Below are 26,010 nucleotides of genomic sequence, written 5' to 3'. Positions count from 1 at the left end.
TCAGTCCTCGTCGAAGCCACCGAGTTCGGGGTCGACGACCTCGGGCTCGACGCCGAGGTACGTCGCGACCTGGTGTACGAGGACGTCGTGCACCAGGTCGGTGAGATCCTCGGGATCCTTCGCCCGCAGTTCGAGCGGGCGGCGGAAGAGCACGATCCGGGCCCGCGTCGCCGCGCCACGCCGGTCGATCCCCGCCGGGACGAGCCGCGACAACGGCACCGGGCCGTCCGCGACCACCTCCGACGGCCAGGTCACCGAGTCCGGGTCGAGGGCGCGGATCTTGGGCACCTCGTCGACGGCGATGTCGAGTTTGGTCAGCCGGTCGTGCCACTGCGCGTCGATCGGGGCGAAGGCCCCCAGCACGAGTAGATCGAACTTCTCCGCGCGCGAGCGCCACGCCGGCACCTCGTGCGGGAACAGCGGGCCGCGCACACCACGGCCGCGACGCGCGACCGAGCGGGACGTCACGGGTCTGGGACGGCGCGATCGGGGCATGCCTGGACAGTACGACACGCAAATCCGTACCCGGTTCTCCGGTGTGTCCGGATAGTCCCGGAGCGCACGGCGCGCTACTCTCCGACTGTGAGATCACTGCGTCGATGCTGCCGGCCTGGGTGCAAGAACCCTGCTGTTGCGACGCTGACCTACGTGTACTCGGACTCCACCGCAGTCGTCGGGCCCCTGGCGACGGTCGCCGAGCCCCACTCGTGGGATCTGTGCGAATCGCACGGCTCGCGGATCACCGCACCGAAGGGGTGGGAACTGGTCCGGTACGAAGGTGCCTTCACCGCCGGTACCCCGGACGAGGACGACCTGACCGCCCTGGCCGAGGCGGTACGCGAAGCCGGGCTCGGCGAGCGGGGCCGCACCGACTCCGACGACACCGATTCCGGTGTCCCCCCGGCGCTGGCCGCACCCCCTACCGCCCGCACCGGCCGGCGTGGTCATCTGCGCGTGTTGCCCGATCCCACGTCCTGATCGTCGCGCACTAGGCTGACCGTGCCCCGCCGCGGAGGCGGCGGCGCCAGTCGACGATCAGGAGCAGCAACAGTGGCGAGAACTGCCGAGTCCGTGTCCGCCGTGGTCAAGGCGTACGACGTGCGTGGCCTGGTGGGAGAACAGCTCGACGCCGGATTCGTCCGGGACGTCGGAGCCTCCTTCGCCCGCCTGATGCGTGACGGCGGCGCCACCCGCATCGTGATCGGGCACGACATGCGCGCCTCGTCCCCGGAGCTGTCCCAGGCCTTCGCCGCCGGCGTCACCGCCCAGGGGCTCGACGTCGTCCACATCGGCCTGGCCTCCACCGACCAGCTGTACTTCGCGTCCGGGATCCTCGAGGCTCCGGGCGCCATGTTCACCGCGAGCCACAACCCGGCGCGCTACAACGGCATCAAGCTGTGCCGGGCCGGGGCCAAGCCGGTCGGACAGGAGACCGGGCTCGCCACCATCGCGGCCGAACTCGTCGCCGGCGTCCCGGACTTCGACGGAGCCCCCGGCGCCGTCACCGAGCGGGACGTGCTGGCCGACTACGCCGCGTTCGTCCGCTCCCTGGTGGACCTGTCCGCGATGCGCCCGCTGAAGGTCGCCGTCGACGCCGGCAACGGCATGGGCGGGCACACGGTGCCCGCGGTGTTCGGCGCGCTCCCGATCGACCTCGTGCCGCTGTACTTCGAACTCGACGGAACCTTCCCCAACCACGAGGCCAATCCGCTCGATCCCGCCAACCTGGTGGACCTGCAGAAGCTGGTGCGCGACTCGGGGGCCGACCTCGGCCTCGCGTTCGACGGTGACGCCGACCGCTGCTTCGTCGTCGACGAGCGTGGTGAGCCGGTCACGCCGTCGGCGGTCACCGCGCTGGTGGCCTCGCGCGAACTCGCGAAGGAACCCGGATCGACGATCATCCACAATCTCATCACGTCCCGCGCGGTGCCGGAGCTGGTCACCGAGCTCGGGGGCAAGCCCGTCCGCACCCGCGTCGGGCACTCGTTCATCAAGCAGCAGATGGCCGAGACGGGGGCCGTGTTCGGCGGCGAGCACTCGGCGCACTACTACTTCCGCGACTTCTGGGGCGCGGACTCGGGCATGCTCGCGGCCCTGCACGTGCTCGCCGCGCTCGGCGGCCAGGACCGGCCCCTGTCCGAGCTGATGCGCGAATACGACCGGTACGCCGCGTCCGGGGAGATCAACTCCACCGTCGACGACGCCACGGAGCGCACCGCCGCCGTGCTCGAGGCCTTCGGCGACCGTGCCGAAGCCGTCGACCGGCTCGACGGCGTGACCGTCGATCTCACCGACGGTGCCTGGTTCAACCTGCGGGCCTCCAACACCGAGCCCCTGCTGCGGCTCAACGTCGAGGCCCGCACGGCCGAGCAGGTCGACGCGCTGGTGAGGGAAATCCTGGCCATCGTGCGCGCGTGACGGAATTATCCGTGGCGGGGATAATCGAGATCCCGGGGCGCGGTCCCGGGTCGGTGCGAGTCGGAAGGACGGTGGCGCAGCCATGACGGCTCCCTCTTCGATCCTCGACTTGGACGACACCGGTGCCCTGATCGACGCCGACGTCGACGGGATCCTGCGATTCGCCGCGCTCGGCGGGGCACAGATCCGCGCCACCGCCGCGGCCGTCGACGAGCAGATCCTCGATCGCCTGCACGGCCTGCACCCGCGCAGCGTGGTGCTCGTGTGCGGCGACGCGCGCGCGGCCCGCGCGGGCGAGCTGGTCGTCGCGATGCTCGCGGCGCGCTCGGCCGTGCCGCTGGTCACGGCCCCCGTCACCCCGCCCTGGGTCGGCCCGCTCGACGTCGTCGTCGTGGCCGGTGACGACGCCGGCGACCCCCAGCTCGTCGAATCGGTCGCCGCGGCCCTGCGGCGCGGCGCCGAGGTGGTCGTCGACGCCCCGGACGAGGGACCGATCCGGGCGGCGGCGGCGGGCCGGGCGATGCTGCTGCCGCCGCGGATCCGGGTGCCGGTGGCGTACTCGCTCCTACGGCACCTGGCGGTGTTCCTCGCGGTGGTGGCGGCGATGGAGGCCACCCGCACGGCAGGCGCGGTTCCCCCGCTGGCCGATCTCGCCGACTCGGCCGACGGCGAAGCCGGCCGCGACCAGCCTGGCAGTGAGGTGTTCCGGAACCCGGCGAAGGCGCTCGCCGCCCGCATCCAGTCCCGGCGGGTCGCCCTGGCGGGTGACTCGGCGGTGACGGCCGCGCTGGCCCGGCACGCGGGGGAGTCCCTGCTGCAGGTGGCCGGCGTGATCGCCGCGGCGGCGGCGTTGCCGGACGTTCTCGCCGCACGGGACCGGCTCGTCGCGATACCCCCGGCGGGTGGGGAGTCGTACGATCCGTTCTTCCACGACGAACAGCTCGACGGGCCGGTGCCCGCACCCCCGGCGCGGGTGTTCGTGGTGAGTGTGGAGGAAGATCGGCGGCAGGCGGAGCGGCGCGCGGCAGCGCTGCCGGACATGGAGTTGGTATCGGTGGTGGGGGAGTTCGAGGCGAAAGCGGTGCCGTCGGTGCCGGAGCAGGTGGCGGTGCTGGCCGTGCGATTCGAGATGGCCGCTGCCTATCTGCGGTTGGTCGGTGGTCGGTAGTGCTCCGACTCGAAGGTGCGCTGCGTTCGTATGCCTGGGGTTCGCGCACCGCGATCGCGGCACTGTGCGGCCGGACGGTGCCGTCCGCTCATCCGGAGGCGGAACTGTGGCTGGGTGCGCACCCCGCAGACCCGGCGCGGGTGGTGAGCACCAACGGTGACGGCCCGGGTGGGGGCACCTCCCTGCTCGATGTCCTCGAGGCCGACCCGGGTGGGCATCTCGGGCCGGCGACACTGAGCCGGTTCGGGCCGCGGCTGCCGTTCCTGCTCAAGTTGCTCGCCGCCGAGGAACCACTGTCGCTGCAGGCGCATCCGAGTGCCGAACAGGCTGCCGAGGGCTTCGCCCGGGAAGAGGCCGCGGGCCTGCCCCTGGAGTCGCCGGTGCGGAACTACCGCGATGCGAGCCACAAGCCCGAGCTCGTCGTCGCCCTCACCCGGTTCGAGGCGCTCGCCGGCTTCCGGGATCCGCACCGCACCGTCGAGCTGCTCGCCGCCCTCGAGGTACCCGAACTCGATCCGTACGTCGGGCTGCTCGCCGGGCAACCCGACTCCGACGGCCTGCGGGCGCTGTTCACCATCTGGATCACCCTCCCGCAGTCGGTGCTGTCGGCCCTGCTGCCGCGGGTACTCGACGGCTGCGTGACCTACCTGGCGACGCACAACGGCGACGGCGTAGCCCCGTTCGCCGAGGAAGTGCGGACAGTGCTGCAGCTCGCCGAGTTCTATCCCGGCGACGCGGGCGTACTCGCCGCGGTCCTGCTCAACCGGATCACCCTCGAGCCGGGACAGGGCCTGTTCCTCGCAGCGGGGAACCTGCACGCGTACCTGCACGGCATGGCCGTCGAGATCATGGCCAACTCGGACAACGTGCTGCGCGGCGGACTCACGCCGAAACACGTCGACGTGCCGGAGCTGCTGCGAGTGCTCGATTTCCGGCCCGTGGACGTGCCGATCCTCGAGCCCGAGCCGGCCGGCCCGGGGGAGGTGCGCTACCGGACTCCTGCCCCGGAGTTCGCCCTGTCGCGGATCGATCTCGCCCCCGGCTCGGGTGCGGCGCCGGACGGCGTCGCGCTGCCGCCGTGCGGTCCACAGATCCTGCTGTGCACCTCCGGGTCCGCCGGCGTGGAATGCGAGGGGCGGACCCTGCAGCTGGCGGCCGGGCAGGCGGTCTGGCTCTCCGCGTCCGACCCGGCCGTCACGGTGCGCGCCGCCGGCGGGCCGGCGCAGCTGTTCCGCGCCCGGTTGGCGGAGACGGGCATCCCCGTCGACTGACGTGGACCGGCCCGGCGGCGGCGGACGCTCGTGTTGACGGGATCGGCCCCGCGTGAAACCGTCGCGGCATGTCGATCGTGCACGAATCCGCCACCGCCGGGGAGCCTCCGCGAGCCGGGGAACCCGAAGACCGGCAGCGCGTACCGTTCCACGAGGCCAGCCGGATGCTGCTGCGCAATTCGGTGCTCGATGCCATGCGGGACCTGCTCACCGCCCGTGACTGGTCCGCGATCACCATGACGGACGTCGCGCGGGGTGCGGGCGTGAGCCGGCAGACCCTGTACAACGAGTTCTCGTCGCGGCAGGGCCTCGCTCAGGCGTACGCACTGCGCCTGGTCGATCAGTTCGTCGACGCCGTCGACGACGCGATCTACACCCACGTGGGACAGGCGCGCCCCGCCCTCGTCGAGGGGTTCACCTCGTTCTTCGTCGAGAGCAGTGCCGACCCGCTGATCCAGTCCCTGCTGCGCGGCGAGGCCAAGCCGGATCTGCTGCGGCTGATCACCACGGACGCGGCGCCGCTCATCGAGCGGGCCTCCGCTCGGCTCTCGGAGACCTTCCAGCGCAGCTGGGTACAGGCGTCCGCGGCGGATGCGGGCATCCTGGGGCGGGGGATCGTGCGCGTCGCGATGAGCTACATCTCCATGCCACCCGAGTCCGACCGGGACGTCGCCGCGGACCTGGCCGAGCTGCTCGGCCCGTTCATCGATCGCTCCGCCCGGCGCGACTGAACAGCGAGTTGTATAGCCTGTTGGCAGAACCGACTGCCAACAGGAGAGGCATCCTCACGTGTCCGACAACAAGCTCGTGGCCGACCAGCGGAACGGGATCGACTTCAAGGTCGCCGATCTGTCCCTCGCCGAATTCGGCCGCAAGGAGATCCGGCTGGCCGAGCACGAGATGCCCGGTCTGATGGCGTTGCGCCGCGAGTACGCGGAGGTGCTGCCGCTGAAGGGTGCCCGGATCTCCGGCTCGCTGCACATGACGGTGCAGACGGCCGTGCTGATCGAGACGCTCGTCGCCCTCGGCGCCGAGGTGCGCTGGGCCTCGTGCAACATCTTCTCGACCCAGGACCACGCCGCCGCCGCGGTCGTCGTCGGCCCGCACGGAACCCCGGAGGAGCCGAAGGGCGTACCGGTGTTCGCATGGAAGGGTGAGACGCTCGAGGAGTACTGGTGGGCGGCCGAGCAGATGCTCACCTGGCCCGCCGCCGCCGACGGCACCCCGCGCCCGGCCAACATGATCCTCGACGACGGTGGCGACGCCACCATGCTGGTGCTCAAGGGCGCGCAGTTCGAGAAGGCGGGCGTGGTGCCGCCGGTGGACGAGGACCACGACTCCGCCGAGTACCGGGTCTTCCTGGCGCTGCTGCGCGAATCCCTCGCACAGGACGCCAAGAAGTGGACCGCGATCGCCGAGTCGATTCGCGGCGTCACCGAGGAGACCACCACCGGCGTGCTGCGGTTGTACCAGCTCTCGGCCGGCGGCGATCTGGCGTTCCCCGCGATCAACGTCAACGACTCGGTCACCAAGAGCAAGTTCGACAACAAGTACGGCACCCGGCACTCGCTGCTCGACGGGATCAACCGCGGCACCGACGTCCTCATCGGCGGCAAGGCCGCCCTGGTGTGCGGTTACGGCGACGTCGGCAAGGGTTGCGCGGAGGCGCTGCGCGGGCAGGGTGCGCGGGTGTCGGTCACCGAGATCGACCCCATCAACGCACTGCAGGCGCTGATGGACGGCTTCGACGTCGTCACCGTCGAGGGCTTCATCGAGCAGGCCGACATCGTGATCACCGCGACCGGCAACAAGGACATCATCACCTTCGATCACATGCGTCGCATGAAGCACCAGGCCATCCTGGGCAACATCGGCCACTTCGACAACGAGATCGACATGGCCGGCCTCGAGCGGGCGACGGACGTCACCCGCATCAACATCAAGGCGCAGGTCGACGAGTTCCGCTTTGCAGACGGGCATTCCATCATCGTGCTGTCCGAGGGCCGGTTGCTGAACCTCGGCAACGCCACGGGTCACCCGTCGTTCGTGATGAGCAACTCGTTCGCCAACCAGGTGATCGCCCAGATCGAGCTGTGGACCAAGCCGGACGAGTACGACAACGAGGTCTACCGTCTGCCCAAGCACCTGGACGAGAAGGTCGCCCGCATCCACGTCGAGGCCCTCGGTGGTGAGCTGACCAAGCTGTCCAAGGACCAGGCCGAGTACATCGGGGTCGACGTCGAAGGCCCGTACAAGCCCGAGCACTACCGGTACTGAGCGCGGGAATCGCAGGACACCGCCGATGGGCGCGTTGATCGTCGTGGAGGGGCTCGACGGGGCCGGCAAGAGGACACTGTCCGCCGGCCTCGTCGAGTCCTGGCGCGCAGCCGGATTCGTCGTCGCGACGCGTGCGTTCCCGCGTTACGGGACCTCGGTGCACGCCGACCTCGGGGCCGAGGCGTTGCGGGGCCGGCACGGCGACACCGCCTCGAGCATCGAGGCGATGGCGCTGCTGTGGGCCCTCGACCGCCGTGACGCCGCCGACGAGTTGCGGAAACTCCTGGCGGACAACGACATCGTCCTGCTCGATCGGTACGTCGCGTCCAATGCCGCCTACACCGCCGCCCGGCACCACGAGGACGGCTCGGGACCGGCGGTGGAGTGGGTCCGCGAGCTCGAGTTCGAGCGGTTCGCGCTGCCCGTGCCGGATCTGCAGCTGCTGCTGCGGGTGCCGGTCGAGCTGGCGGCTCGCCGGGCCCGTAGCCGCGCCGCGGCCGACACGGCCCGCGACCGGGACGCCTACGAACGGGACTCGGGTCTGCAGGCCCGCACCGGGCAGGTGTACGACGACCTCGCACGCCGACAGTGGATGTCGCCGTGGCGGGTTGCCGGACCCGATGCCGATCCGCGACAACTCGCCGCCGACATCTCAAATCAGCTTCACCACGGTCGAGGAGTGACACGATAGAAGCCATGAAGCCGAGGATTCTGGTTGTCGACGACGACACCGCGCTCGCCGAGATGCTCACGATCGTCCTGCGGGGCGAGGGATTCGAGCCGTTCGTGGTGGGAGACGGTTCGCAGGCGCTGAACGCGGTCCGGGAGATCCGGCCCGACCTCGTCCTGCTCGACCTCATGCTCCCGGGCATGAACGGTATCGACGTCTGCCGGGTGCTGCGCGCCGACTCGGGCGTGCCGATCGTGATGCTCACCGCCAAGTCGGACACCGTCGACGTGGTGCTCGGACTCGAATCCGGCGCCGACGACTACATCGTCAAGCCGTTCAAGCCGAAGGAGCTCGTGGCCCGGGTGCGCGCGCGGCTCCGTCGCACCGAGCAGGAACCGGCCGAGGTGCTCTCCATCGGCGACATCGCCATCGACGTTCCCGCCCACAAGGTCACCCGCGGGGACGAGCTGATCTCCCTCACCCCGCTCGAGTTCGATCTGCTGGTGGCGCTCGCGCGCAAGCCGCGGCAGGTGTTCACTCGTGAGGTGCTGCTCGAGCAGGTGTGGGGTTACCGGCACGCGGCCGACACCCGCCTGGTGAACGTCCACGTGCAGCGCCTGCGGGCGAAGGTCGAGAAGGATCCCGAGAACCCCGAGGTGGTGCTGACGGTGCGGGGCGTCGGCTACAAGGCCGGACCGCCGTGATCGGTGGGTACCGACTGCGGCGGCGGATCACCAGGAGGACTCTGCCGCTGCTGAGGTGGTCACGTGCGGTGAGCAACCGGCTCGCCCACACGTGGCGGCGATCGCTGCAACTGCGGGTCGTGGTCTCGACCCTGTCGCTGTCGCTGATCGTGATGCTCGTCCTCGGTGTCGTCCTCACCAGCCAGATCACCGAACGGCTGCTCGAGGTGAAGATCAACGCCGCCACCGAGGAGGTCGAGCGGTCCCGCGCCCTCGTCGAGGGCCAGCTCGCCGGCGCCGACGACTCCGGCTCGCTGCAGGTCCGGCTCGACGGAGCCGTTGCGGCGCTGACCAATCGCGGCAGCGACGCGGGCGAGGACACCGGCGTCGCGGGCACCTTCGACCCGGCGCTGATCGTGCCGGGCGACGGTCCGCGCGCACCGACGTCGAGCGGGCCCGCCGACCAGATCCCCGAGAACCTGCGTGCCTTCGTGCAGAAGGGCCAGATCGCCTACCAGTTCGCGACGGTGTCGGATCCCGACGGTTATTCGGGCCCGGCGCTGATCGTGGGCACGCCGACGGCGTCGGACATCTCCACCCTCGAGCTGTACCTGGTGTTCCCGCTGGCGGGCGAGGAGAACACGTTGTCCCTGGTGCGCGGCACGCTGCTCGTCGGTGCCGGGGTGCTGCTCGTGCTGCTCGCCGCGATCTCGATGATCGTCGCCCGCCAGGTCGTGCTGCCGATCCGTTCGGCGTCGCGCATCGCGGTCCGGTTCGCCGACGGCCGGCTCAAGGAACGCATGCCGGTGCGTGGCGAGGACGACATGGCGCGCCTGGCCATGTCCTTCAACGAGATGGCCGAGAGCCTGTCGCGGCAGATCACCCAGCTCGAGGAGTTCGGCAACCTGCAGAAGCGGTTCACCTCGGACGTCAGCCACGAGCTGCGTACCCCGCTGACGACGGTGCGGATGGCCGCCGATCTCATCCACGACGGCAGCGACGAACTCGACCCGTCCCTCAAACGCGCCTCGGAGCTGCTCGTCACCGAGCTCGACCGGTTCGAGAGCCTGCTGGGCGACCTGCTCGAGATCAGCCGCCACGACGCCGGCGTCGCCGAACTCGCCGCCGAGCAACTCGACCTGCGCATGTGTGCCCGCGCCGCGGTCTCCACCGTCCGGCACCTCGCCCGCGAGAGCGGCACCGAGCTGATCGTCGACCTGCCGGGTGAACCCGTCGACGCCGAGGTCGATCCGCGCCGCGTCGAGCGCATCCTGCGCAACCTGCTCGCCAACGCCATCGACCACGGAGAGGGCAAGCCCATCCTGCTGCGCCTGCGCGCCGACGACAGCGCCGCCGCGTTCATCGTCCGGGACCAGGGCGTCGGTCTGCGGCCCGGCGAGGAGAAGCTCGTCTTCAACCGCTTCTGGCGGTCGGACCCGTCCCGGGTGCGGCGGTCCGGCGGAACCGGGCTCGGCCTGGCGATCAGTGTCGAGGACGCCAACCTCCACAACGGCAAGCTCGAGGCCTGGGGTGAACCCGGCCTGGGATCCTGCTTCCGGCTCACCCTGCCGCGACAACGGGGACGCAAGGTCGGCCGCAGTCCGCTGCCGCTGGTCCCCAGCACGGTCCGCGCGGTACAGGGCCGTCCGCTGCCGGGTGCGGCGGACGAGGACGCGTCCGTGGACGCCGACGCCGGCGAGGACTCCGCGACGGCTGCGCACCCGGCAGTGGTACCGGTCCCGCCCGAAGGGGCCACCCCATGAGGGGCGCGAGGACGCTGCTCGCGGTGCTGACGGGCCTGGTCCTCGCCGTGTCCGGCTGTGCCAGCCTGCCGGACTCGTCGTCGCCCCAGGCGGTGGGCACCATCGCGCGCGAGCCCACCACCACGTCGGTCCCGGCTCCGGCGCCGGGACGGGAACCGGATCTGCTCCTGCGGGACTTCCTGCGCGCCAGCACGGACCCGGCCAACCGTCACCTCGCCGCCCGGCAGTTCCTCACCGCCGACATGTCGGCCGAGTGGGACGACGCCGCCAGCGCCACGATCGTGGACAAGGTCGATGTGCTGCCGGAGTCGCGCAGCGCCGATCGCGCGACGTACGTCATCCGCGCCAACCGGGTCGGCCACCTGGAGGAAGGCGGGGTCTACCGTCCCGACGAAGGACCGTTCGAGACCAAGATCACCCTCGTGCTCAGCGGCGGCGAATGGCGCATCGACGAGATGGGTCCGGGTGTGGTCATGGACCGCCCGCAGTTCCTCAACGGCTACCAGCGGCGTTCGCTGTACTTCGTCGACCCGTCCGGGCGCACGGTCGTCCCCGACCCGCGCTGGATCGCCGCCACCCAGGACCAGACTGCGGCCCAGCTGATCGACCTGCTCACCGAGGGGCCGAAAGCGGCCCTGGCACCCGCCGTGCGCACGGAACTCGGCTCGGGAGTGTCCGTGCGGGGGCCGATCACCAAGGCCGACGGCCGCACCACCCAGGTCGGTGTCGGTCTCGGTGGTATCCGGATCGACTTCCTGGGGCTGCGACCCCTGAGCAAGGAGAGCCGCGAGTTGCTCGCCGCCCAGGTGATCTGGACCCTCGCCAACGCCGAGATCACCGGCCCGTACGTCCTGCTCGCGGACGGTCAGCCCCTCGACGAGCGATTCCCGAACGGCTGGACCACCGCGGACGTCGCGTCGATGAACCCGCTGGCCACCTCGAGCGCCACCATCGGTCTCCACGCCCTGCGCGGTGGCGGGCTCGTCAGCGTCGCCGAGACCGGGGTCACCCCGGTACCCGGGACCTTCGGCACCGCCACGAACCTGCGCTCCGTGGCGTTGTCGCACGACGGTGAACTGGCGGCGGCCGTCGCCGACACCGGACGTCCGGAAGCCGCCGCCGAGTTGGTGATCGGTCCGTACCGCGACGGCCCGGCGGCGCGCGCCCTCGACGCCGACTCGATCACGCGGCCTACGTGGGCGCTCGACGACAATTCCGTGTGGTCCGTGGTCAACGGCACGAACGTGGTGCGTGCGGTGCGTGAGCCGGGCACCGGCCGGATCACGGTCCTGCCCGTCGACGCCGGAGCCGTGCGGGCGGTGGGCAACACGATCAGCGATCTGCGGCTCTCCCGCGACGGCGTGCGCGCGGCGATGATCGTCGACGGACGCGTGTACGTCGCGGTGGTCGTGCAGAGATCGAACGGGGAATTCTCCCTCACGACACCCCGGGAGATCGCCATCGGTCTCGGCAGCCCCGCCCTGTCCCTGGACTGGAGCACGCCGGACACCGTGGTCGTGGCACGGGCCGCGTCCGACGTCCCGGTCGTGCAGGTCGCGGTCGACGGCTCGCGAATGGACGCCCTGCCGAGCCGCAACCTCACCCCGCCGGTCGTCGCCGTCGAGGCGTCGACGACCTCGGAGTTCGTGGCCGACTCGCGGGCGGTGTTCCAGCTGAACAACGCCGATCCGGCCGGCGACCGGTACTGGCGGGAGGTGCCCGGCCTGACCGGGCTGCAGGCGGTTCCCGTCCTGCCGGGCTGACGGCTCGGGGAGATGTCGGGGTCGGCGGTCACACTGTCGCGGTGCTGACGTCGCTGCTGGATCTGGTGCTGCCCGTCGAGTGCGGCGGTTGCGGCCGCCCCGGCGTCGGCTGGTGCCGGCGCTGCGCCCGGGACCTGGCGGACGCGCCGGCCCGGGTCCGGCCCCGCGTCGATCCCGGCGTTCCGGTGTGGGCGCTGGGGACGTACGGCGGTGCGCGTCGCCGCGCCGTGATCGCGGCCAAGGAACACGGCCGGCGCGACCTGGCCGGTCCGCTCGGCCTCGCGCTGGCCACCGCCGTGTCACGGCTGCGGCGCTGGGGGGAGCTGCCCGCCGGGCCTCTCGTCGTGGTGCCCGCCCCGACGCGAACCCGGGCGGCACGCTCTCGCGGGGGCGACCCGGTGACGCGTGCGGTGCGGGCGGCCGCCGGACACGACCGGCGCCTCGAGGTCTGCGGCCTTCTCGTCACCGGACGTGGTGTCCGCGATTCGGTGGGGTTGTCGGCTGCGCAGCGGCAGCGCAATCTGGCCGGGCGGGTGCGGGTGCGGACGGCGGGCCCGCCTCCCGGAGCGGAGGTGCTGCTCGTCGACGACGTCGTCACGACCGGCGCCACCGCCACGGAATCGGTGCGGGTTCTGCGGGCGGCGGGCCATCGCCCGTGCGGGGTGCTGGTGATCGCCGCCGCATGAGAGCCGGAGGGTCTGAGAGCCGGAGCGCCTGAGAGCCGGAGGGCCTCGGGGCCGCAGGCCGGGGAGCCGGGAAAGGTGGGGACATCGGTCCCGCCACCAGGTGACGACGGCGTGAAATTGAGCGGAACGGTGGCACTCCCCGCCGTTCCGTACTACCGTCGCCCTCAGACCCGAAAACACAGGTAGCGGGCGCAAAACGCCCTTCAGCCGTCGTGTCGGGCGGAGCGCATCTCGCGCTCGTCGATCATGCCGGCGCGCGAGCTGCGCCGGCCGTACTCGGGAGGTACGAGTGACGATCCCTTCGAAGTCCAAGGTTCCCGCTCCAGAGACCGAAGCCGGTACTGCGGAGTCCAACGGTCCCCGCGCCGACGTCGTCGTCAAGGGGCGCAACGTCGAGGTCCCGGATCACTTCCGGGTCTACGTGTCCGAGAAGCTCGCTCGGCTCGAACGTTTCGACCCGACGATCTTCCTGTTCGACGTCGAGTTGCAGCACGAGCGCAACCGCCGGCAACTGAAGAGTTGCCAGCGAGTCGAGATCACCGCTCGGGCCAAGGGGCCGGTGGTGCGTGCGGAGGCATCCGCGGACAGCTTCTACGCTGCCTTCGAGTCCGTGACGGACAAGCTCGAGGCGCGACTGCGCCGCACGAAGGACCGCCGCAAGGTACACCACGGGGAGAAGACCCCTGTCTCGGTGGCCGAGGCCACGGCTGAACTCGCCAGGGACGACTCGCTCGGGATATCGCCGGAGATCTCGCTGGACCAGTACGAGCCCGAGCCGTCCGGGCCGGGCCGGATCGTGCGAACGAAGGAACACACCGCCGAGCCGATGACCGTCGACGACGCGCTGTACGAGATGGAGCTGGTCGGTCACGACTTCTACCTGTTCCACGACAAGGAGACCGACAGCCCGTCCGTCGTCTACCGCCGGCACGCGTTCGACTACGGGTTGATCCGGCTCGTGTGACGACTGCGCCGCCCGGCGGCGGCACCGTGCGTGCCACCCCGCCGATCGGTCGCCCGTGGTCACCTCGTCGAAAGACCGCCTACCATGGAATCCGGCCGGGGTCGATACAGGCCTCGGCCGGATTTTCGTTGTCCGTGCTGTACCCGAGATTGAGGACGAACACGCCCGTGCTGTCGCTGTCGAAGCTGCTCAGAGTCGGTGAAGGTCGCATGGTCAAGCGGCTCAAGCACATCGCCGACCACGTCGATTCCCTCTCACCCGAGTTCGAGTCCCTGACCGACGAGCAGTTGCGGGCCAAGACGGACGAGTTCCGTCGTCGCTACCAGGCGGGTGAGACCCTCGACGAGTTGCTGCCCGAGGCGTTCGCCACAGCGCGCGAGGCGTCGTGGCGAGTGCTGGGCCAGAAGCACTACCCCGTTCAGATCATGGGCGGCGCGGCGCTACACTTCGGCAACATCGCCGAGATGAAGACCGGTGAGGGCAAGACCCTGACCTGTGTGCTGCCGGCCTACCTCAACGCCATCGCCGACGAGGGCGTGCACGTGGTGACGGTCAACGACTACCTCGCCAAGCGCGACTCCGAGTGGATGGGCCGGGTGCACCGGTCCCTCGGTCTCGAGACGGCGGTGATCCTGTCCGGTCTGACGCCCGCCGAGCGGCGCACCGCGTACGCCGCCGACATCACCTACGGCACCAACAACGAGTTCGGCTTCGACTACCTGCGCGACAACATGACGCACTCGCTCGACGATCTCGTGCAGCGCGGCCACAACTTCGCGATCGTCGACGAGGTCGACTCGATCCTCATCGACGAGGCCCGGACGCCGCTGATCATCTCCGGCCCGGCCGACGCGTCGAGCAAGTGGTACGCCGAGTTCGCGCGGATCGCGCCGCTGCTGAAGAAGGACGTCCACTACGAGGTGGACATCAAGAAGCGCACCATCGGCGTGCACGAAGCGGGGGTCGAGCTGGTCGAGGACCAGCTCGGCATCGACAACCTGTACGAGGCGGCCAATTCGCCGCTGGTGAGCTACCTCAACAACGCGATCAAGGCCAAGGAGCTGTACCAGCGCGACAAGGACTACATCGTCCGGGACGGCGAGGTGATCATCGTCGACGAGTTCACCGGCCGCATCCTCGTCGGACGTCGCTACAACGAGGGCATGCACCAGGCCATCGAGGCCAAGGAACGGGTCGAGATCAAGGCGGAGAACCAGACGCTCGCCACGATCACGCTGCAGAACTACTTCCGCCTCTACGACAAGCTCTCCGGCATGACGGGCACCGCCGAGACCGAGGCCGCGGAGCTGCACCAGATCTACGAGCTCGGGGTGATCCCGATCCCGACCAACAAGCCGATGGTCCGCGCGGACCAGGGCGACCTGATCTACAAGACGGAGACGGCGAAGTTCGCGGCCGTCGTCGACGACGTCGCCGAGCGGCATGCCAAGGGGCAGCCGGTCCTGATCGGCACCACCAGCGTCGAACGCTCCGAATACCTGTCCGCGCAGTTCACCAAGCGCGGCATTCCGCACAACGTGCTCAACGCCAAGTTCCACGAGCAGGAGGCGACGATCATCGCCGAGGCCGGGCGGTCCGGCGCGGTGACCGTCGCGACCAACATGGCCGGCCGCGGTACCGACATCGTGCTCGGCGGCAACCCCGACATCCTCGCCGACGTGGAGCTGCGCAAGCGGGGTCTCGACCCGGTCCACACGCCCGAGGAGTACGAGGCGGCCTGGGACGAGGCGATCGAGCGGATCAACGCCGAGGTCAAGGCCGACGCCGACAAGGTCAGGGACGCGGGCGGCCTGTACGTCCTCGGCACCGAGCGGCACGAGTCCCGCCGGATCGACAACCAGCTGCGCGGCCGCTCCGGCCGGCAGGGCGACCCGGGTGAGTCGCGCTTCTACCTCTCGCTCGGTGACGAGTTGATGCGCCGTTTCAACGGCGCGGCACTCGAATCGATCATGACGCGCTTGAACCTGCCGGACGACGTGCCGATCGAGGCGAAGATGGTCTCGAAGGCCATCAAGAGCGCCCAGACCCAGGTCGAGCAGCAGAACTTCGAGATCCGCAAGAACGTCCTGAAGTACGACGAGGTGATGAACCAGCAGCGCACCGTCATCTACGACGAGCGTCGCCGCATCCTGCGCGGGGAGGACCTCGAAGGCCAGGTCGAGCACATGATCACGGATGTGGTCACCGCCTACGTGGACGGCGCCACCGCAGAGGGCTACGTCGAGGACTGGGACCTCGAGCAGCTGTGGACGGCCCTGCGAACCCTCTACCCGGTGGGCCTCGATCACAAGGAGCTCGCCACCTCCGCGGACGGCGAACCCGCGGATCTCAGCCGGGAGGAACTGCGCGAGGCGTTGCTGAAGGACGCGCACGCCGCGTACGCCCGCCGTGAGGCGGAGATCGACGCCATCGCCGGTGAGGGCGGCATGCGCGAGCTCGAGCGTCGGGTCCTGCTCTCGGTGCTCGACCGCAAGTGGCGCGAACACCTCTACGAGATGGACTACCTCAAGGAGGGCATCGGCCTGCGGGCGATGGCCCAGCGCGACCCGCTCGTGGAGTACCAGCGCGAGGGCTACGACATGTTCGTCGGGATGCTCGAGGGCCTGAAGGAGGAGTCCGTCGGATTCCTGTTCAACCTGCAGGTCGAAGCCGCGCAGGCGCAGCCGGGCCCGGGCGGCGGCGTCACCGCCGCGTCCGCGGCGGCCACCGCGCAGGCCGCCCCCACCCTGACGAAGCCGGCTCCCGCCCCGGCGGCCCCCGCGCCGGCTCCGGCACCCGCGCCCGCCCCGGCGACGCTGCGTGCGAAGGGCCTCGACGAGGACGACGACCGCAGTCTCACCTACACCGGGCCGGCCGAGGACGGCAGTGCCCAGGTTCGGCGCAGTCCCGCGACGTCGTCGCCGGCCGCGTCCGCACCCGGAACGACGGGCACCCGTCGGCAACGCCGGGAGGCGGCACGCAAGCAGTCCAAGGCGCAGCGCCGCCGCTGACGATGCGTCCGGGCCGGAGGTTGCCGGCCCGGACGCACGGTCAGCCCAGCCACACCGTGGTGAGCAGCCATCCGTGCGGCGTCCGGCGTGAGACGGGGTGGCGCGAGATGCGGCCGGCCAGCGCGAACACGCGATGGCCGCGGCCGTAGGAACCGAACAACTCGGCGGTGTCGGCGTCCACCGCACGCAGCCGGGTCCGCAGGAGCACCGCCGTCCCCGGATCGCTCGTCTTCGCGCCGACGGCAACGGTCGCATGCAGCGACGGATGGAGCACGGCAGCGAGCTGGGGCTCGGGACGGCGCCGGTCGGCCACTTCGAGGATCAACCGAGCCGCGAGGTCGGCGAATCGGCGTGCCGCCGGATCGACCTCCGGCAGTGGCCGCCCGATCGGCGGCACGGCCTTCACATGCATCGAACGGCCGTCGTGCGGGGTGAGGCGCCGCCTCGTGTGCCGGCGGTGTGGTCCGGCCGGACAGCACCGCTGCACCGGCGGCTCGAACGGAGCGATGCGTCGGACGTAGTGGGCGTCGTGCTGAGGGGTCATCGATTCTCCCGGTTCCGAGGGACGCCGTCGGCGCGGAACGGCCGACGGCGGGTGCGTAGACCCCGGGAGAGGACGGAGCCGCCGGTCATGGTGCCACATCCGTCTCGCCGTGTCGCCGTGTCGCCGTGTCGCCGTGTCGCCGTGTCGTTCGGGTCGTTGCATCGCCTGACCGGTGCGCGCGAACTAGGGTGGGGCGATGCGTGGACTGGTGCTCGATTTCGGTGGGGTGCTCGCGGGCCCCGGCACGGACGCGGCCGCGCTCGGCGGGATCCTCGCCGAGGTGCGCCGGCGCGGCGTGCGCACCGCGATCCTCAGCAACGATCCGGGTGGCCCCGCGGCCGCACCCCTGCGCGATCTGGGGCGGGGCCGGCTGGTGGACGAAGTGGTGCTGTCCGCGGACGTGGGCACCGCGAAACCCGATCCGCGCAGCTACCTGGCGGTGGCCCGGCGTCTCGGGCTCGAACCGTCGGCGTGTGTGTTCGTCGACGACCTGCGGGTGAACGTGGACGGTGCGGTAGCCACGGGAATGGTCGGCGTGCATCACGCCGATGCCGCCGAGGTGGTGGCGGAACTGACGGTGCTGTTCGGTCTCGACGAGCCGTCGCAGGCCGGAGCGGCTCGACGGGACGAGGACGAGAGGGATGCGGGGCGATGACCCACCGGATGTCGGCTCAGGACGCGTCGTTCTACTTTCTGGAGACGAGCAATACGCCCATGCACATCGGGTCGCTCGCCATCCTGGAGCAGCCGAGCGGCGGGCTCGACTACGAGGACGTGCTGCGGCTCGTGGAGCGCCGGCTGGCCGCGGTGCCGCGGTATCGGCAGAAGGCGCGCGAGGTCGCCCTCGGCCTGGCGCGTCCGGTGTGGGTCGACGACCGCGACTTCGACATCACCTATCACGTGCGGCGGTCGGCGCTGCCGCGGCCCGGCTCCGAAACGCAGCTGCACGAGCTGTTGGCCCGGTTGATCTCCCGTCCGCTCGACCGCTCCCGGCCGCTGTGGGAGATGTATCTCGTCGAGGGCCTCGCCGGCGACCGGTGCGCCCTGTTCACCAAGACCCACTCGGCGCTGGTGGACGGCGATCAGGCGCTCGAGATCGGGCAGGTGCTGTTCGAGCCCACCGAGACTCCCCGGGTGGATCCGGAGGAATTGTGGATGCCGGAGCCCGAGCCGAGTGACTCGGCGCTGCTGCTCGGCGCGCTCGCCGAGCTGGTGGCCAGGCCCGGTGAGGCGGTGTCGGGAGTGCGGGCGGCCGTCGGCGATCTGGCCGCGACGGCCGGGGAGGCGCTGGACGTGGTGGGCCGGCTGGCGCGCACCGCCGCCCAGTCCGCGCCCGACAGCCCGTTGAACGCCCCGATCTCCCGTAACCGCCGGTTCGCGGTGGTCAAGGCGGACCTCGAGTTGTACCGGAAGATCCGGGCGCGCTACGGCTGCACCGTCAACGACGTCGTGCTGGCGGTGATCGCGGGGGCGCTGCGGTACTGGCTGCTCTCCCGCGGGGAGCCGCTGACGGAGGCGACGGTGGTCCGGGCGATGGTGCCCATGTCGGTCTACGCGGAGGACCCGGACGTGCCGGAGGCGGGCCGGGAGGAATCCGAGACGGGTCCGCGCGGCGAGGTCTCGACCTTTCTGGTCGACCTCCCGGTGGGGGAACCGAACGCGGTCGTCCGTCTGTCCCACATCTCGCACGCCGGGGAGGCCTACTCTCGGCAGGGCCGCCGGGTCCCGGCGCGGTCGATGATGCGACTGTCCGGGTTCGCGCCCGCGACCATGCATGCCGTCGGGGCTCGTGTCGCGAGCGGATTCTCTCAGCGCATGTTCAACCTGATGATCACCAACGCGCCGGGCCCGCAGCATCCCCTCTACCTCGCCGGGGCCCGGGTCCTCGAGATGTATCCGATCTCGCCCCTGCTGAAGAATCAGGCGCTGAGCGTCGCGTTGACGTCGTACGACGGCAACGTCTACTACGGTCTCAATGCGGACCGCGACGCCATGCCCGATGTGGAGGTGCTGACGTCGCTGCTGCACGAGTCGCTCGAGGAGTTGTTGGATGCCAGTAGGTGAGTTGTGACACGGGTGTACGTACCGGCGACCATCGAGACGTTGAAGCGGTTGGTCGCCGACAGTGAGTTCGAGGCGGTGAGCGGCACCGCGTTCGCGGTCACCCCGGCGCTGCGCGAGGCGTACACCTCCGGTGACGACGAGGAACTCGCCGAGGTCGCGATGGCCGAGGCCGCCCGCGCCTCGTTGCGGCTGCTCGCCGGCCGGGCCGACGACGACCCGCCGCCCGAGTTCGGCCTGCGCCGGGTGGTGGTGGCCGCGGACGTCGACGGCGTCACCCTGCGTCCCGACCTCGACGACGCGGTGGTCCGGCTGCCCGGTCCGGTGCCGCTGTCCGCGGTGGCGTCGGTGCATGTGGACCTCGCCACTGCGGAACCGGACATCGCCCGGGCCCTGCCGGTCGTCGATGCGGCCGACCTCGGCGACGAGGAGGCGGAGTTCGTGCTGGGCGACGCCGAGGACCACGAACTCGCCTGGTACGCCACGCAGGAGCTGCAGTTCCTGCTCGAGCTGCTCTGACCCCGCGAGTGTGATCACCGTCTCGGCCCAACCTACGCCTCCGTAGGGAGCTGGTAACCTACGGAGGCGTAGCCCCTGGACGAGGAGAAGTGATCGGATGGGTCTGAAGGACTGGATCGAGCGGCCGGCGGCGCACGTCGCGACGAAGGACCGATCCGTGTCGAACATCCTGCGTGGTGCGGCCGCGCGGCTGACGACACCCCTCCTTCCCGACGACTACCTGCACCTCGCCAACCCCCTGTGGTCGGCGCGCGAGCTGCGTGGACGCATCGTCGAGGTCCGCCGCGAGACCGCGGACTCCGCGACACTCGTCATCAAGCCCGGCTGGGGCTTCGACTTCGGATACGCGCCGGGCCAGTACATCGGCATCGGGTTGCACGTCGACGGCCGCTGGCACTGGCGTTCGTACTCACTGACGTCCTCGCCCACGTGGGACCGCAAGCTCATCTCGATCACCGTCAAGGCCATGACCGACGGGTTCCTCTCGACCCACCTCGTCAGCGGCGTGCCCGCCGGCACGATCGTGCGGCTCGCCGAGCCCAAGGGCGAGTTCGTCCTGTCCGACCCCCCGCCGGCGAAGATCCTGTTCCTCACCGCGGGCAGCGGCATCACCCCGATCATCTCGATGCTGCGCACCCTCGACCGCCGGTCCGTGCAGGCCCATGCCGAACTGCCCGATGTGGTGCACGTCCACTCGGCGCCCACCGCCGCCGAGGTGATGTTCGCCGACGAGATCGCCCGATTCGGGGCGGATCACGAGCAGTACCACCCGTACGTGCGCCTGACGCGGGAGCAGGGCAAGTTCGCCCTCGCCGAGCTCGACACCGTGTGCCCCGACTGGCGGGAGCGTCAGGTGTGGGCGTGCGGACCGCAGGCGATGCTCGACGACATCGACCGGTTCTGGGAGTCCGCGGGCCTGTCCGAGCGGCTGCACCTGGAACGCTTCGCCGTCTCCCGCGCGGACACCTCCGGCGCCGGCGGGACGGTGACCTTCGCCAAGTCCGGCAAGACCGTCGCCGTCGACGGTGCGACGACCCTGCTCGAGGCCGGTGAAAGCGCCGGCGCGCTGATGCCGTTCGGCTGCCGGATGGGAATCTGTCAGACTTGTGTGGTGCCCTTGGAGAAGGGGCATGTCGTCGACCTCCGGTCCGGCAAGGAACACGCCGAGGGGGAGCGGGTACAGACCTGCATCTCCGCGGCTGCCGGAGACTGCACGCTCGGCGCCTGACGCACTACCCACCCGTTCCAGGGGGAAGGACCCCGGTGGCAATCACCGACATCACCGAGTTCGCTCACCTCACCGACGCGGACATCGAGGAACTCGGCCGCGAGTTCGACGCGATCCGTCGCGACATCGAGGACGCCCGAGGGCTGCGCGACGCCCGCTACATCCGCAACACCATCCGTCTGCAACGCGTCCTCGAGATCGGCGGTCGCGCGGCGCTGTTCGGCAGCCGCCGGCGTCCGCTGTGGCTGCTCGGCACGGGCCTGCTCTCGCTGTCGAAGATCATCGAGAACATGGAGCTCGGGCACAACGTGATGCACGGGCAGTGGGACTGGATGAACGATCCGGAGATCCACTCGACCTCGTGGGAATGGGATCAAACGGGTCCGTCGCAGCACTGGAAGCGCGCCCACAACTACGCGCACCACACCTACACGAACATCGTCGGGATGGACGACGACGTGGGCTTCGGCATCCTGCGGATGACGCGCGACGAGAAGTGGCGGCCGATCAACCTGCTGCAGCCCCTGGCCAACCTGATCCTCGCAGCCACGTTCGAGTGGGGCATCGCACTGCACGACCTCGATGCCGAGAAGAAGGCTGCCGGGGTGCCGGAAGGCCAGTGGAACTCCCAGCCCACCAAGGACTTCGCGCGCAAGATCGCGCGGCAGCTGGGCAAGGACCTGGTGCTGTTCCCGGCCATGACGGGCCGTGCGTGGCGCAGCACGATCACGGCGAACCTCACGGCGAACCTGGTGCGGAACCTGTGGGCGTACGTGGTGATCTTCTGCGGCCATTTTCCCGACGGCGCCGAGAAGTTCACCGTGGCGCAGTACGAGAACGAGACGCAGGGGCAGTGGTACCTGCGGCAGCTGCTCGGTAGCGCCAACATCGATGCCGGCCCGGTGATGGCCTTCATGACCGGCAATCTGAGTTACCAGATCGAGCACCACCTGTTCCCGGACCTGCCCAGCAACCGCTACCCCGAGATCGCGGAGCGGGTCCGCGCGCTGTGTGCGAAGTACGACCTGCCGTACACCAGCGGTCCGCTCGGTAAGCAGTACCTGCTCGCGCTGCGCACGATCCACAAGCTGGCACTGCCGGACGCGTGGCTGCGGGCCACGTCGGACGACGCCCCGGAGACCTCCTCCGAGCGCAAGTTCCGGCGTCCCGATCTGCCGCGGGTGCGGTCGGTGGGGGAGCGTCGTGAGGGGCTCGCGACCGCGCTGCGGACCCTGCGGGCCGCCAAGCGCGCCACCCGCCGGAAGTGATCTGCCGCACAAGCTACATCTCCGTAACCTACGGATTCGTAACTTACGGTACGGTAGGCGCATGGCCATTTCGGACATCAAGGAGTACGCGCACCTCACCGAGGCGGACGTCGAGGCCCTCGGCCGGGAGCTCGACGCCATCCGGCGGGACATCGAGGACTCCCGCGGCGAGCGCGACGCCCGCTACATCCGCAACACGATCCGACTGCAGCGCGGCCTGGAGCTGAGTGGGCGTGCGGTGCTGTTCGGCAGCCGCCGGCGGCCGCTGTGGCTGCTCGGTGCGGGCCTGCTCGGCCTCTCGAAGATCGTCGAGAACATGGAGCTCGGGCACAACGTGATGCACGGGCAGTGGGACTGGATGAACGATCCCGAGGTCCACTCCGTCCACTGGGAGTGGGACAACGCCGACCCGTCCGCGCACTGGAAGCAGACCCACAACTACCTGCACCACAAGTACACCAACATCCTCGGCATGGACGACGACGTGGGATACGGCCTGCTGCGGGTGACGCGCGACCAGCGCTGGCAGCCGTTCAACTACGGCAACATCGTCTACAACGCCCTGCTCGCCCTGCTGTTCCAGTACGGCGTCGCGGTCCAGCACCTCGAACTCGGCAAGGTCGCCAAGGGCCGCGACGACCGCGCCGAGACCAAGCGCAAGCTGCGCGAGGTGGGGGACAAGATCGGTCGCCAGATCGCCAAGGACTACGTGGTCTATCCGGCGCTGACGGGTAAGGCGTGGAGGTCCACGCTCACCGCGAACATGACGGCCAACGTGATCCGCAATCTGTGGACCAACGCGGTCATCTTCTGCGGGCACTTCCCCGACGGCGCCGAGAAGTTCACCAAGGCCGACGTCGACAACGAGACGCAGGCGCAGTGGTACCTGCGCCAGATGCTCGGCAGCGCCAACATCTCCGGCGGCCCGGTCATGGACTTCATGACCGGCAACCTGAGCTACCAGATCGAACACCACCTGTTCCCGGACCTGCCGTCGAACCGGTACGCCGAGATCGCGGTGCGGGTGCGCGAGCTGTGCGACAAGTACGACCTGCCGTACACCACCGGCCCGCTCGCCGTGCAGTACTTCAAGTCCTGGCGCACCATCGCCAAGCTGTCGCTGCCGAACAAGTACCTCGCGGACACCCCGGACGCGGCCCCGGAAACCGCGTCCGAGCGCGGCTTCGGCGGCACCGCCGTCGTGGACCCTGCGACCGGCCGGCGCCGCGGCCTGGCCACCGCGATCCGCGAGAACCGCCGGGTCCGCGGCGTGCGCCGTCTCCTCGGCATGCGCTGATCCCGAATCCACACCGAGCGCCCGGCGTCCCTGTGACACCGGGCGCTCGGCGTCCCTGTGACACCGGGCGCTCGGCGTCCCTGTGACACCCGGCGTCCGGGGACCGGGCTCACCAGGATTCGTTGGCGGCGATCGCGGTCAGCAGTGTGCGCACCGCCATCGCGCGGCGCCCGGACTTGCCCTCGAGGGCGTCGAGTGCGCACTCGGGGTCCGCGGGCGGGCCCAGGTGGGTGCAGCCACGGGGACAATCCTCCACCGCGTCGGCGAGATCCGAGAACGCGGCGATCACGTCGTCGGCATCGATGTGAGCGAGCCCGAACGACCTGATCCCGGGGGTGTCGATCACCCACCCGCCGCCCGGCAACGGCAGCGCCACCGACTGCGTGGAGGTGTGCCGGCCCTTCCCGACCCCCGAGACCTCGCCGGTGGCGCGGTCGGCATCCGGGACGAGCCGGTTGACCAGAGTGGACTTTCCCACGCCGGAATGGCCGATCAGCGCGGTCGACCTGCCCGCCAGCATCGCCGTCAGCTCCGACAGGTCCTGCTCGCGGCCCGCCAGCACCACGGGAACGTCCAGATCCGCGAACTGCGCCGTGAACTCCCCGGGATCGGCCAGATCGCTCTTCGTCAGGCACAGCACCGGTTCCAGCCCGCCCGCAAACGCGGCGACCATGGACCGTTCGACCAGCCCGGTCCGCGGCGGCGGATCGGCCAGTGCGACGACGATCAGCAGCTGCTCCGCGTTGGCCACGACGATCCGCTCGAACGGGTCGGTGTCGTCGGCGGTGCGGCGCAACACCGTGGTGCGTTCCTGTACCCGCACGATGCGCGCAAGCGTGTCGGGCCGCCCCGACAGGTCCCCGACCACCGCGACCCGATCCCCGACGACGACAGGGGTACGGCCGAGCTCCCGGGCCCGCATCGCGACGACCGGCCGCGCGGGATCACCCTCCAGCACGCAGCCCCACCGGCCACGGTCGACGGAGACGACCATCGCTTCGACGGCGTCCCGATGGGCCGGCCGGTCCTTCGTGCGCGGCCGCGAGCCCTTGCCCGGACGGATCCGGACGTCGGTCTCGTCGTAGGTCCGCCGGCTCAGGAGCGCGCTCCCCTCAGCATCCCGGCCCACAGCTCGGGGAAGCCGGGCAGGGTCTTGGCCGTCGTGCCGATGTCCTCGACCTCGATGCCGTCGACGACGAGTCCCACGATCGCGCCCGCCGTCGCCATCCGGTGATCCGCATACGAATGCCAGCGTCCGCCGTGCAGCGGCGCGGGCACGATGTGCAGGCCGTCCGCAAGCTCGGTGGCGGAACCGCCGAGCTTGCCGAGCTCCGTGACCAGGGCGGCCAGGCGGTCCGTCTCGTGCCCGCGCAGGTGGGCGATGCCCCGCAGCGTGGACGGGGTGGTCGCCAGCGCCGCGAGTGCGGCGACCGTGGGGGCGAGCTCGCCGACGTCGTGCAGGTCGACGTCGAGGCCGCGCAGATGCTTCGGGCCTCGCACGGTGAGCGTTCCGTCGGACAGTGCGACGTCGGCACCCATCTGCTCGAGGATTCCGCGGATCGCGTCGCCGGCCTGGGTGGTGCGCTGCGGCCATCGCGGCACCGACACCGTGCCGGCCGTGACGGCCGCGGCCGCCAGGAACGGGGTCGCGTTGGACAGGTCGGGCTCGACGACCCGGTCCACGGCGCGGACCGGGCCCGGTGCGACCCGCCAGGTGTCGGGCACGGACGTGTCGACCGTCACCGCGGACTCGCGCAGCATCTCGACGGTCATGTCGATGTGCGGCATGGACGGCACGGCCGCCCCGGCGTGCCGCACCGTGACGCCCTCGACGAACGCGGCGGCGGAGAGCAGCAGACCCGAGACGAACTGTGACGACCCCGACGCGTCGATGGTGACGGTGCCGCCGCGCAGGGAGCCGCGCCCGCGCACGGTGAAGGGCAGGGTGTCGCCGTCGACGTCGGCGCCGAGCGAGCGCAGGGCCTCGAGGACGGTGCCCATCGGGCGGGTACGCGCCTGCTCGTCACCGTCGAAGAAGACGTCGCCGTCGGCCAGCGCCGCGAGGGACGGCACGAATCGCATCACCGTTCCCGCCAGGCCGCAGTCCACCCGGGCGCCGTGCAGCCGGCCGGGGATGACGTGCAGCGTGGTGCCGTCGTCTCGCTCGTCGATCGTCGTGCCCAGTCCGCGCAGGGCCGCGATCATCAGGTCGGTGTCGCGACTGCGCAGCGCACCGGTCACGGTGGACGGGCCGTCCGCGAGCGCAGCGAGGATCAGGGCGCGGTTGGTGATCGACTTGGACCCGGGCAGCGTGACGGAACTGTCGACGGGTGACTCGGCTCGGGGCGCACTCCACGGATTCACCCGTCCATCTTCGCCTATCCGCAGCCGGCAGCCACCTGCCACACCCCGCGGCCGG

At 70.6% G+C, this 26,010-nt stretch carries 23 protein-coding genes; 19 read left to right on the top strand and 4 right to left on the bottom strand.

Annotated elements, in window-relative coordinates; all coding sequences use genetic code 11:
• Complete coding sequence (locus tag F1734_RS18115) at positions 1-495, bottom strand: metallopeptidase family protein (protein ID WP_040272457.1); 495 nt, start codon at positions 493-495, stop codon at positions 1-3.
• A gap of 87 nt (positions 496-582) precedes the next feature.
• On the opposite strand from F1734_RS18115, the gene F1734_RS18110 reads away from it, so the two are divergent.
• From F1734_RS18110 to secA, 13 genes are all read left to right on the top strand, one after another.
• A complete protein-coding gene (locus tag F1734_RS18110) occupies positions 583-978 on the top strand; it encodes a DUF3499 domain-containing protein (RefSeq protein ID WP_172603582.1) in 396 nt (131 codons plus the stop codon).
• 72 nt (positions 979-1,050) lie between these two features.
• Positions 1,051-2,418: a phosphomannomutase/phosphoglucomutase gene (locus F1734_RS18105; protein WP_010594753.1), complete on the top strand. Its 1,368-nt coding sequence runs from the start codon at positions 1,051-1,053 to the stop codon at positions 2,416-2,418.
• A gap of 82 nt (positions 2,419-2,500) precedes the next feature.
• The gene (locus F1734_RS18100; RefSeq protein ID WP_010594752.1) at positions 2,501-3,586 is read left to right on the top strand and encodes a hypothetical protein; all 1,086 of its coding nucleotides are present in this window, start codon (positions 2,501-2,503) and stop codon (positions 3,584-3,586) included.
• Complete coding sequence (gene manA / locus F1734_RS18095) at positions 3,586-4,857, top strand: mannose-6-phosphate isomerase, class I (protein WP_010594751.1); 1,272 nt, start codon at positions 3,586-3,588, stop codon at positions 4,855-4,857. The genes F1734_RS18100 and manA overlap by 1 nt, the downstream gene beginning before the upstream one ends.
• A 68-nt stretch (positions 4,858-4,925) precedes the next feature.
• Positions 4,926-5,588, top strand: coding sequence for a TetR/AcrR family transcriptional regulator (locus F1734_RS18090; RefSeq protein ID WP_203010858.1), 663 nt, complete (start codon positions 4,926-4,928; stop codon positions 5,586-5,588).
• A 58-nt stretch (positions 5,589-5,646) separates the two neighbouring features.
• Positions 5,647-7,134, top strand: coding sequence for an adenosylhomocysteinase (gene ahcY, locus F1734_RS18085; RefSeq protein ID WP_010594749.1), 1,488 nt, complete (start codon positions 5,647-5,649; stop codon positions 7,132-7,134).
• Positions 7,135-7,159: 25 nt separating this feature from the next.
• Positions 7,160-7,825, top strand: coding sequence for a dTMP kinase (locus F1734_RS18080; RefSeq protein ID WP_010594748.1), 666 nt, complete (start codon positions 7,160-7,162; stop codon positions 7,823-7,825).
• Between the two features lie 5 nt (positions 7,826-7,830).
• Positions 7,831-8,508: an MtrAB system response regulator MtrA gene (mtrA, locus tag F1734_RS18075; RefSeq protein ID WP_010594747.1), complete on the top strand. Its 678-nt coding sequence runs from the start codon at positions 7,831-7,833 to the stop codon at positions 8,506-8,508.
• Positions 8,505-10,250: an MtrAB system histidine kinase MtrB gene (mtrB, locus tag F1734_RS18070; protein WP_190242312.1), complete on the top strand. Its 1,746-nt coding sequence runs from the start codon at positions 8,505-8,507 to the stop codon at positions 10,248-10,250. Before mtrA ends, mtrB begins: the two co-directional genes overlap by 4 nt.
• Positions 10,247-12,013, top strand: a complete 1,767-nt coding sequence (lpqB, locus tag F1734_RS18065) for an MtrAB system accessory lipoprotein LpqB (RefSeq protein ID WP_026137494.1) — start codon at positions 10,247-10,249, stop codon at positions 12,011-12,013. The genes mtrB and lpqB overlap by 4 nt, the downstream gene beginning before the upstream one ends.
• Before the next feature lie 41 nt (positions 12,014-12,054).
• Positions 12,055-12,699 (top strand): ComF family protein, encoded by a 645-nt coding sequence (locus tag F1734_RS18060; protein ID WP_010594744.1) that lies wholly within the window; start codon positions 12,055-12,057, stop codon positions 12,697-12,699.
• Between the two features lie 289 nt (positions 12,700-12,988).
• The gene (gene hpf / locus F1734_RS18055; protein ID WP_010594743.1) at positions 12,989-13,663 is read left to right on the top strand and encodes a ribosome hibernation-promoting factor, HPF/YfiA family; all 675 of its coding nucleotides are present in this window, start codon (positions 12,989-12,991) and stop codon (positions 13,661-13,663) included.
• A 209-nt stretch (positions 13,664-13,872) separates the two neighbouring features.
• Complete coding sequence (gene secA, locus F1734_RS18050) at positions 13,873-16,674, top strand: preprotein translocase subunit SecA (RefSeq protein ID WP_051009385.1); 2,802 nt, start codon at positions 13,873-13,875, stop codon at positions 16,672-16,674.
• A 40-nt stretch (positions 16,675-16,714) separates the two neighbouring features.
• On the opposite strand, the gene F1734_RS18045 is transcribed toward secA, so the two are convergent.
• Positions 16,715-17,218, bottom strand: coding sequence for an Rv3235 family protein (locus tag F1734_RS18045; protein ID WP_010594741.1), 504 nt, complete (start codon positions 17,216-17,218; stop codon positions 16,715-16,717).
• Between the two features lie 196 nt (positions 17,219-17,414).
• Between F1734_RS18045 and F1734_RS18040 the strand changes: the two genes are divergently transcribed.
• The 6 genes from F1734_RS18040 to F1734_RS18015 all read left to right on the top strand — a co-directional run bounded on the left by F1734_RS18040 (position 17,415) and on the right by F1734_RS18015 (position 23,591).
• Positions 17,415-17,873, top strand: a complete 459-nt coding sequence (locus F1734_RS18040; RefSeq protein ID WP_010594740.1) for an HAD-IA family hydrolase — start codon at positions 17,415-17,417, stop codon at positions 17,871-17,873.
• Positions 17,870-19,282: a WS/DGAT/MGAT family O-acyltransferase gene (locus F1734_RS18035; RefSeq protein WP_010594739.1), complete on the top strand. Its 1,413-nt coding sequence runs from the start codon at positions 17,870-17,872 to the stop codon at positions 19,280-19,282. Before F1734_RS18040 ends, F1734_RS18035 begins: the two co-directional genes overlap by 4 nt.
• Positions 19,283-19,285: 3 nt before the next feature.
• Positions 19,286-19,798 (top strand): DUF6912 family protein, encoded by a 513-nt coding sequence (locus tag F1734_RS18030; RefSeq protein WP_010594738.1) that lies wholly within the window; start codon positions 19,286-19,288, stop codon positions 19,796-19,798.
• Positions 19,799-19,895: 97 nt separating this feature from the next.
• Positions 19,896-21,026, top strand: coding sequence for a ferredoxin reductase (locus F1734_RS18025; RefSeq protein ID WP_203010857.1), 1,131 nt, complete (start codon positions 19,896-19,898; stop codon positions 21,024-21,026).
• Positions 21,027-21,061: 35 nt separating this feature from the next.
• Positions 21,062-22,294, top strand: a complete 1,233-nt coding sequence (locus F1734_RS18020; RefSeq protein ID WP_017679565.1) for a fatty acid desaturase family protein — start codon at positions 21,062-21,064, stop codon at positions 22,292-22,294.
• 61 nt (positions 22,295-22,355) lie between these two features.
• Positions 22,356-23,591, top strand: coding sequence for a fatty acid desaturase family protein (locus tag F1734_RS18015; RefSeq protein WP_048770748.1), 1,236 nt, complete (start codon positions 22,356-22,358; stop codon positions 23,589-23,591).
• Between the two features lie 109 nt (positions 23,592-23,700).
• Here F1734_RS18015 and rsgA read toward each other — a convergent pair whose 3' ends face one another.
• Positions 23,701-24,720, bottom strand: a complete 1,020-nt coding sequence (rsgA, locus tag F1734_RS18010) for a ribosome small subunit-dependent GTPase A (protein ID WP_040272459.1) — start codon at positions 24,718-24,720, stop codon at positions 23,701-23,703.
• Positions 24,687-25,955, bottom strand: a complete 1,269-nt coding sequence (aroA, locus tag F1734_RS18005) for a 3-phosphoshikimate 1-carboxyvinyltransferase (protein WP_165276456.1) — start codon at positions 25,953-25,955, stop codon at positions 24,687-24,689. The genes rsgA and aroA overlap by 34 nt, the downstream gene beginning before the upstream one ends.
• Positions 25,956-26,010: the final 55 nt, after the last annotated feature.

It is taken from the genome of Rhodococcus ruber, assembly GCF_016804345.1.
Taxonomy (GTDB): Bacteria; Actinomycetota; Actinomycetes; order Mycobacteriales; family Mycobacteriaceae; genus Rhodococcus; species Rhodococcus ruber.
Note: the sequence above shows the minus strand (reverse complement) of the source record. Positions and strands in the feature narration are given on the sequence as shown.

Bases quoted from the DNA above. Each gene is read 5' to 3' on its own strand.
- F1734_RS18115 (WP_040272457.1), bottom strand. From the start codon at position 495: ATGCCCCGATCGCGCCGTCCCAGACCCGTGACGTCCCGCTCGGTCGCG.
- F1734_RS18100 (WP_010594752.1), top strand. From the start codon at position 2,501: ATGACGGCTCCCTCTTCGATCCTCGACTTGGACGACACCGGTGCCCTG.
- F1734_RS18090 (WP_203010858.1), top strand. From the start codon at position 4,926: ATGTCGATCGTGCACGAATCCGCCACCGCCGGGGAGCCTCCGCGAGCC.
- F1734_RS18080 (WP_010594748.1), top strand. From the start codon at position 7,160: ATGGGCGCGTTGATCGTCGTGGAGGGGCTCGACGGGGCCGGCAAGAGG.
- mtrA (WP_010594747.1), top strand. From the start codon at position 7,831: ATGAAGCCGAGGATTCTGGTTGTCGACGACGACACCGCGCTCGCCGAG.
- lpqB (WP_026137494.1), top strand. From the start codon at position 10,247: ATGAGGGGCGCGAGGACGCTGCTCGCGGTGCTGACGGGCCTGGTCCTC.
- secA (WP_051009385.1), top strand. From the start codon at position 13,873: ATGGTCAAGCGGCTCAAGCACATCGCCGACCACGTCGATTCCCTCTCA.
- F1734_RS18045 (WP_010594741.1), bottom strand. From the start codon at position 17,218: ATGACCCCTCAGCACGACGCCCACTACGTCCGACGCATCGCTCCGTTC.
- F1734_RS18040 (WP_010594740.1), top strand. From the start codon at position 17,415: ATGCGTGGACTGGTGCTCGATTTCGGTGGGGTGCTCGCGGGCCCCGGC.
- F1734_RS18035 (WP_010594739.1), top strand. From the start codon at position 17,870: ATGACCCACCGGATGTCGGCTCAGGACGCGTCGTTCTACTTTCTGGAG.
- F1734_RS18025 (WP_203010857.1), top strand. From the start codon at position 19,896: ATGGGTCTGAAGGACTGGATCGAGCGGCCGGCGGCGCACGTCGCGACG.
- F1734_RS18015 (WP_048770748.1), top strand. From the start codon at position 22,356: ATGGCCATTTCGGACATCAAGGAGTACGCGCACCTCACCGAGGCGGAC.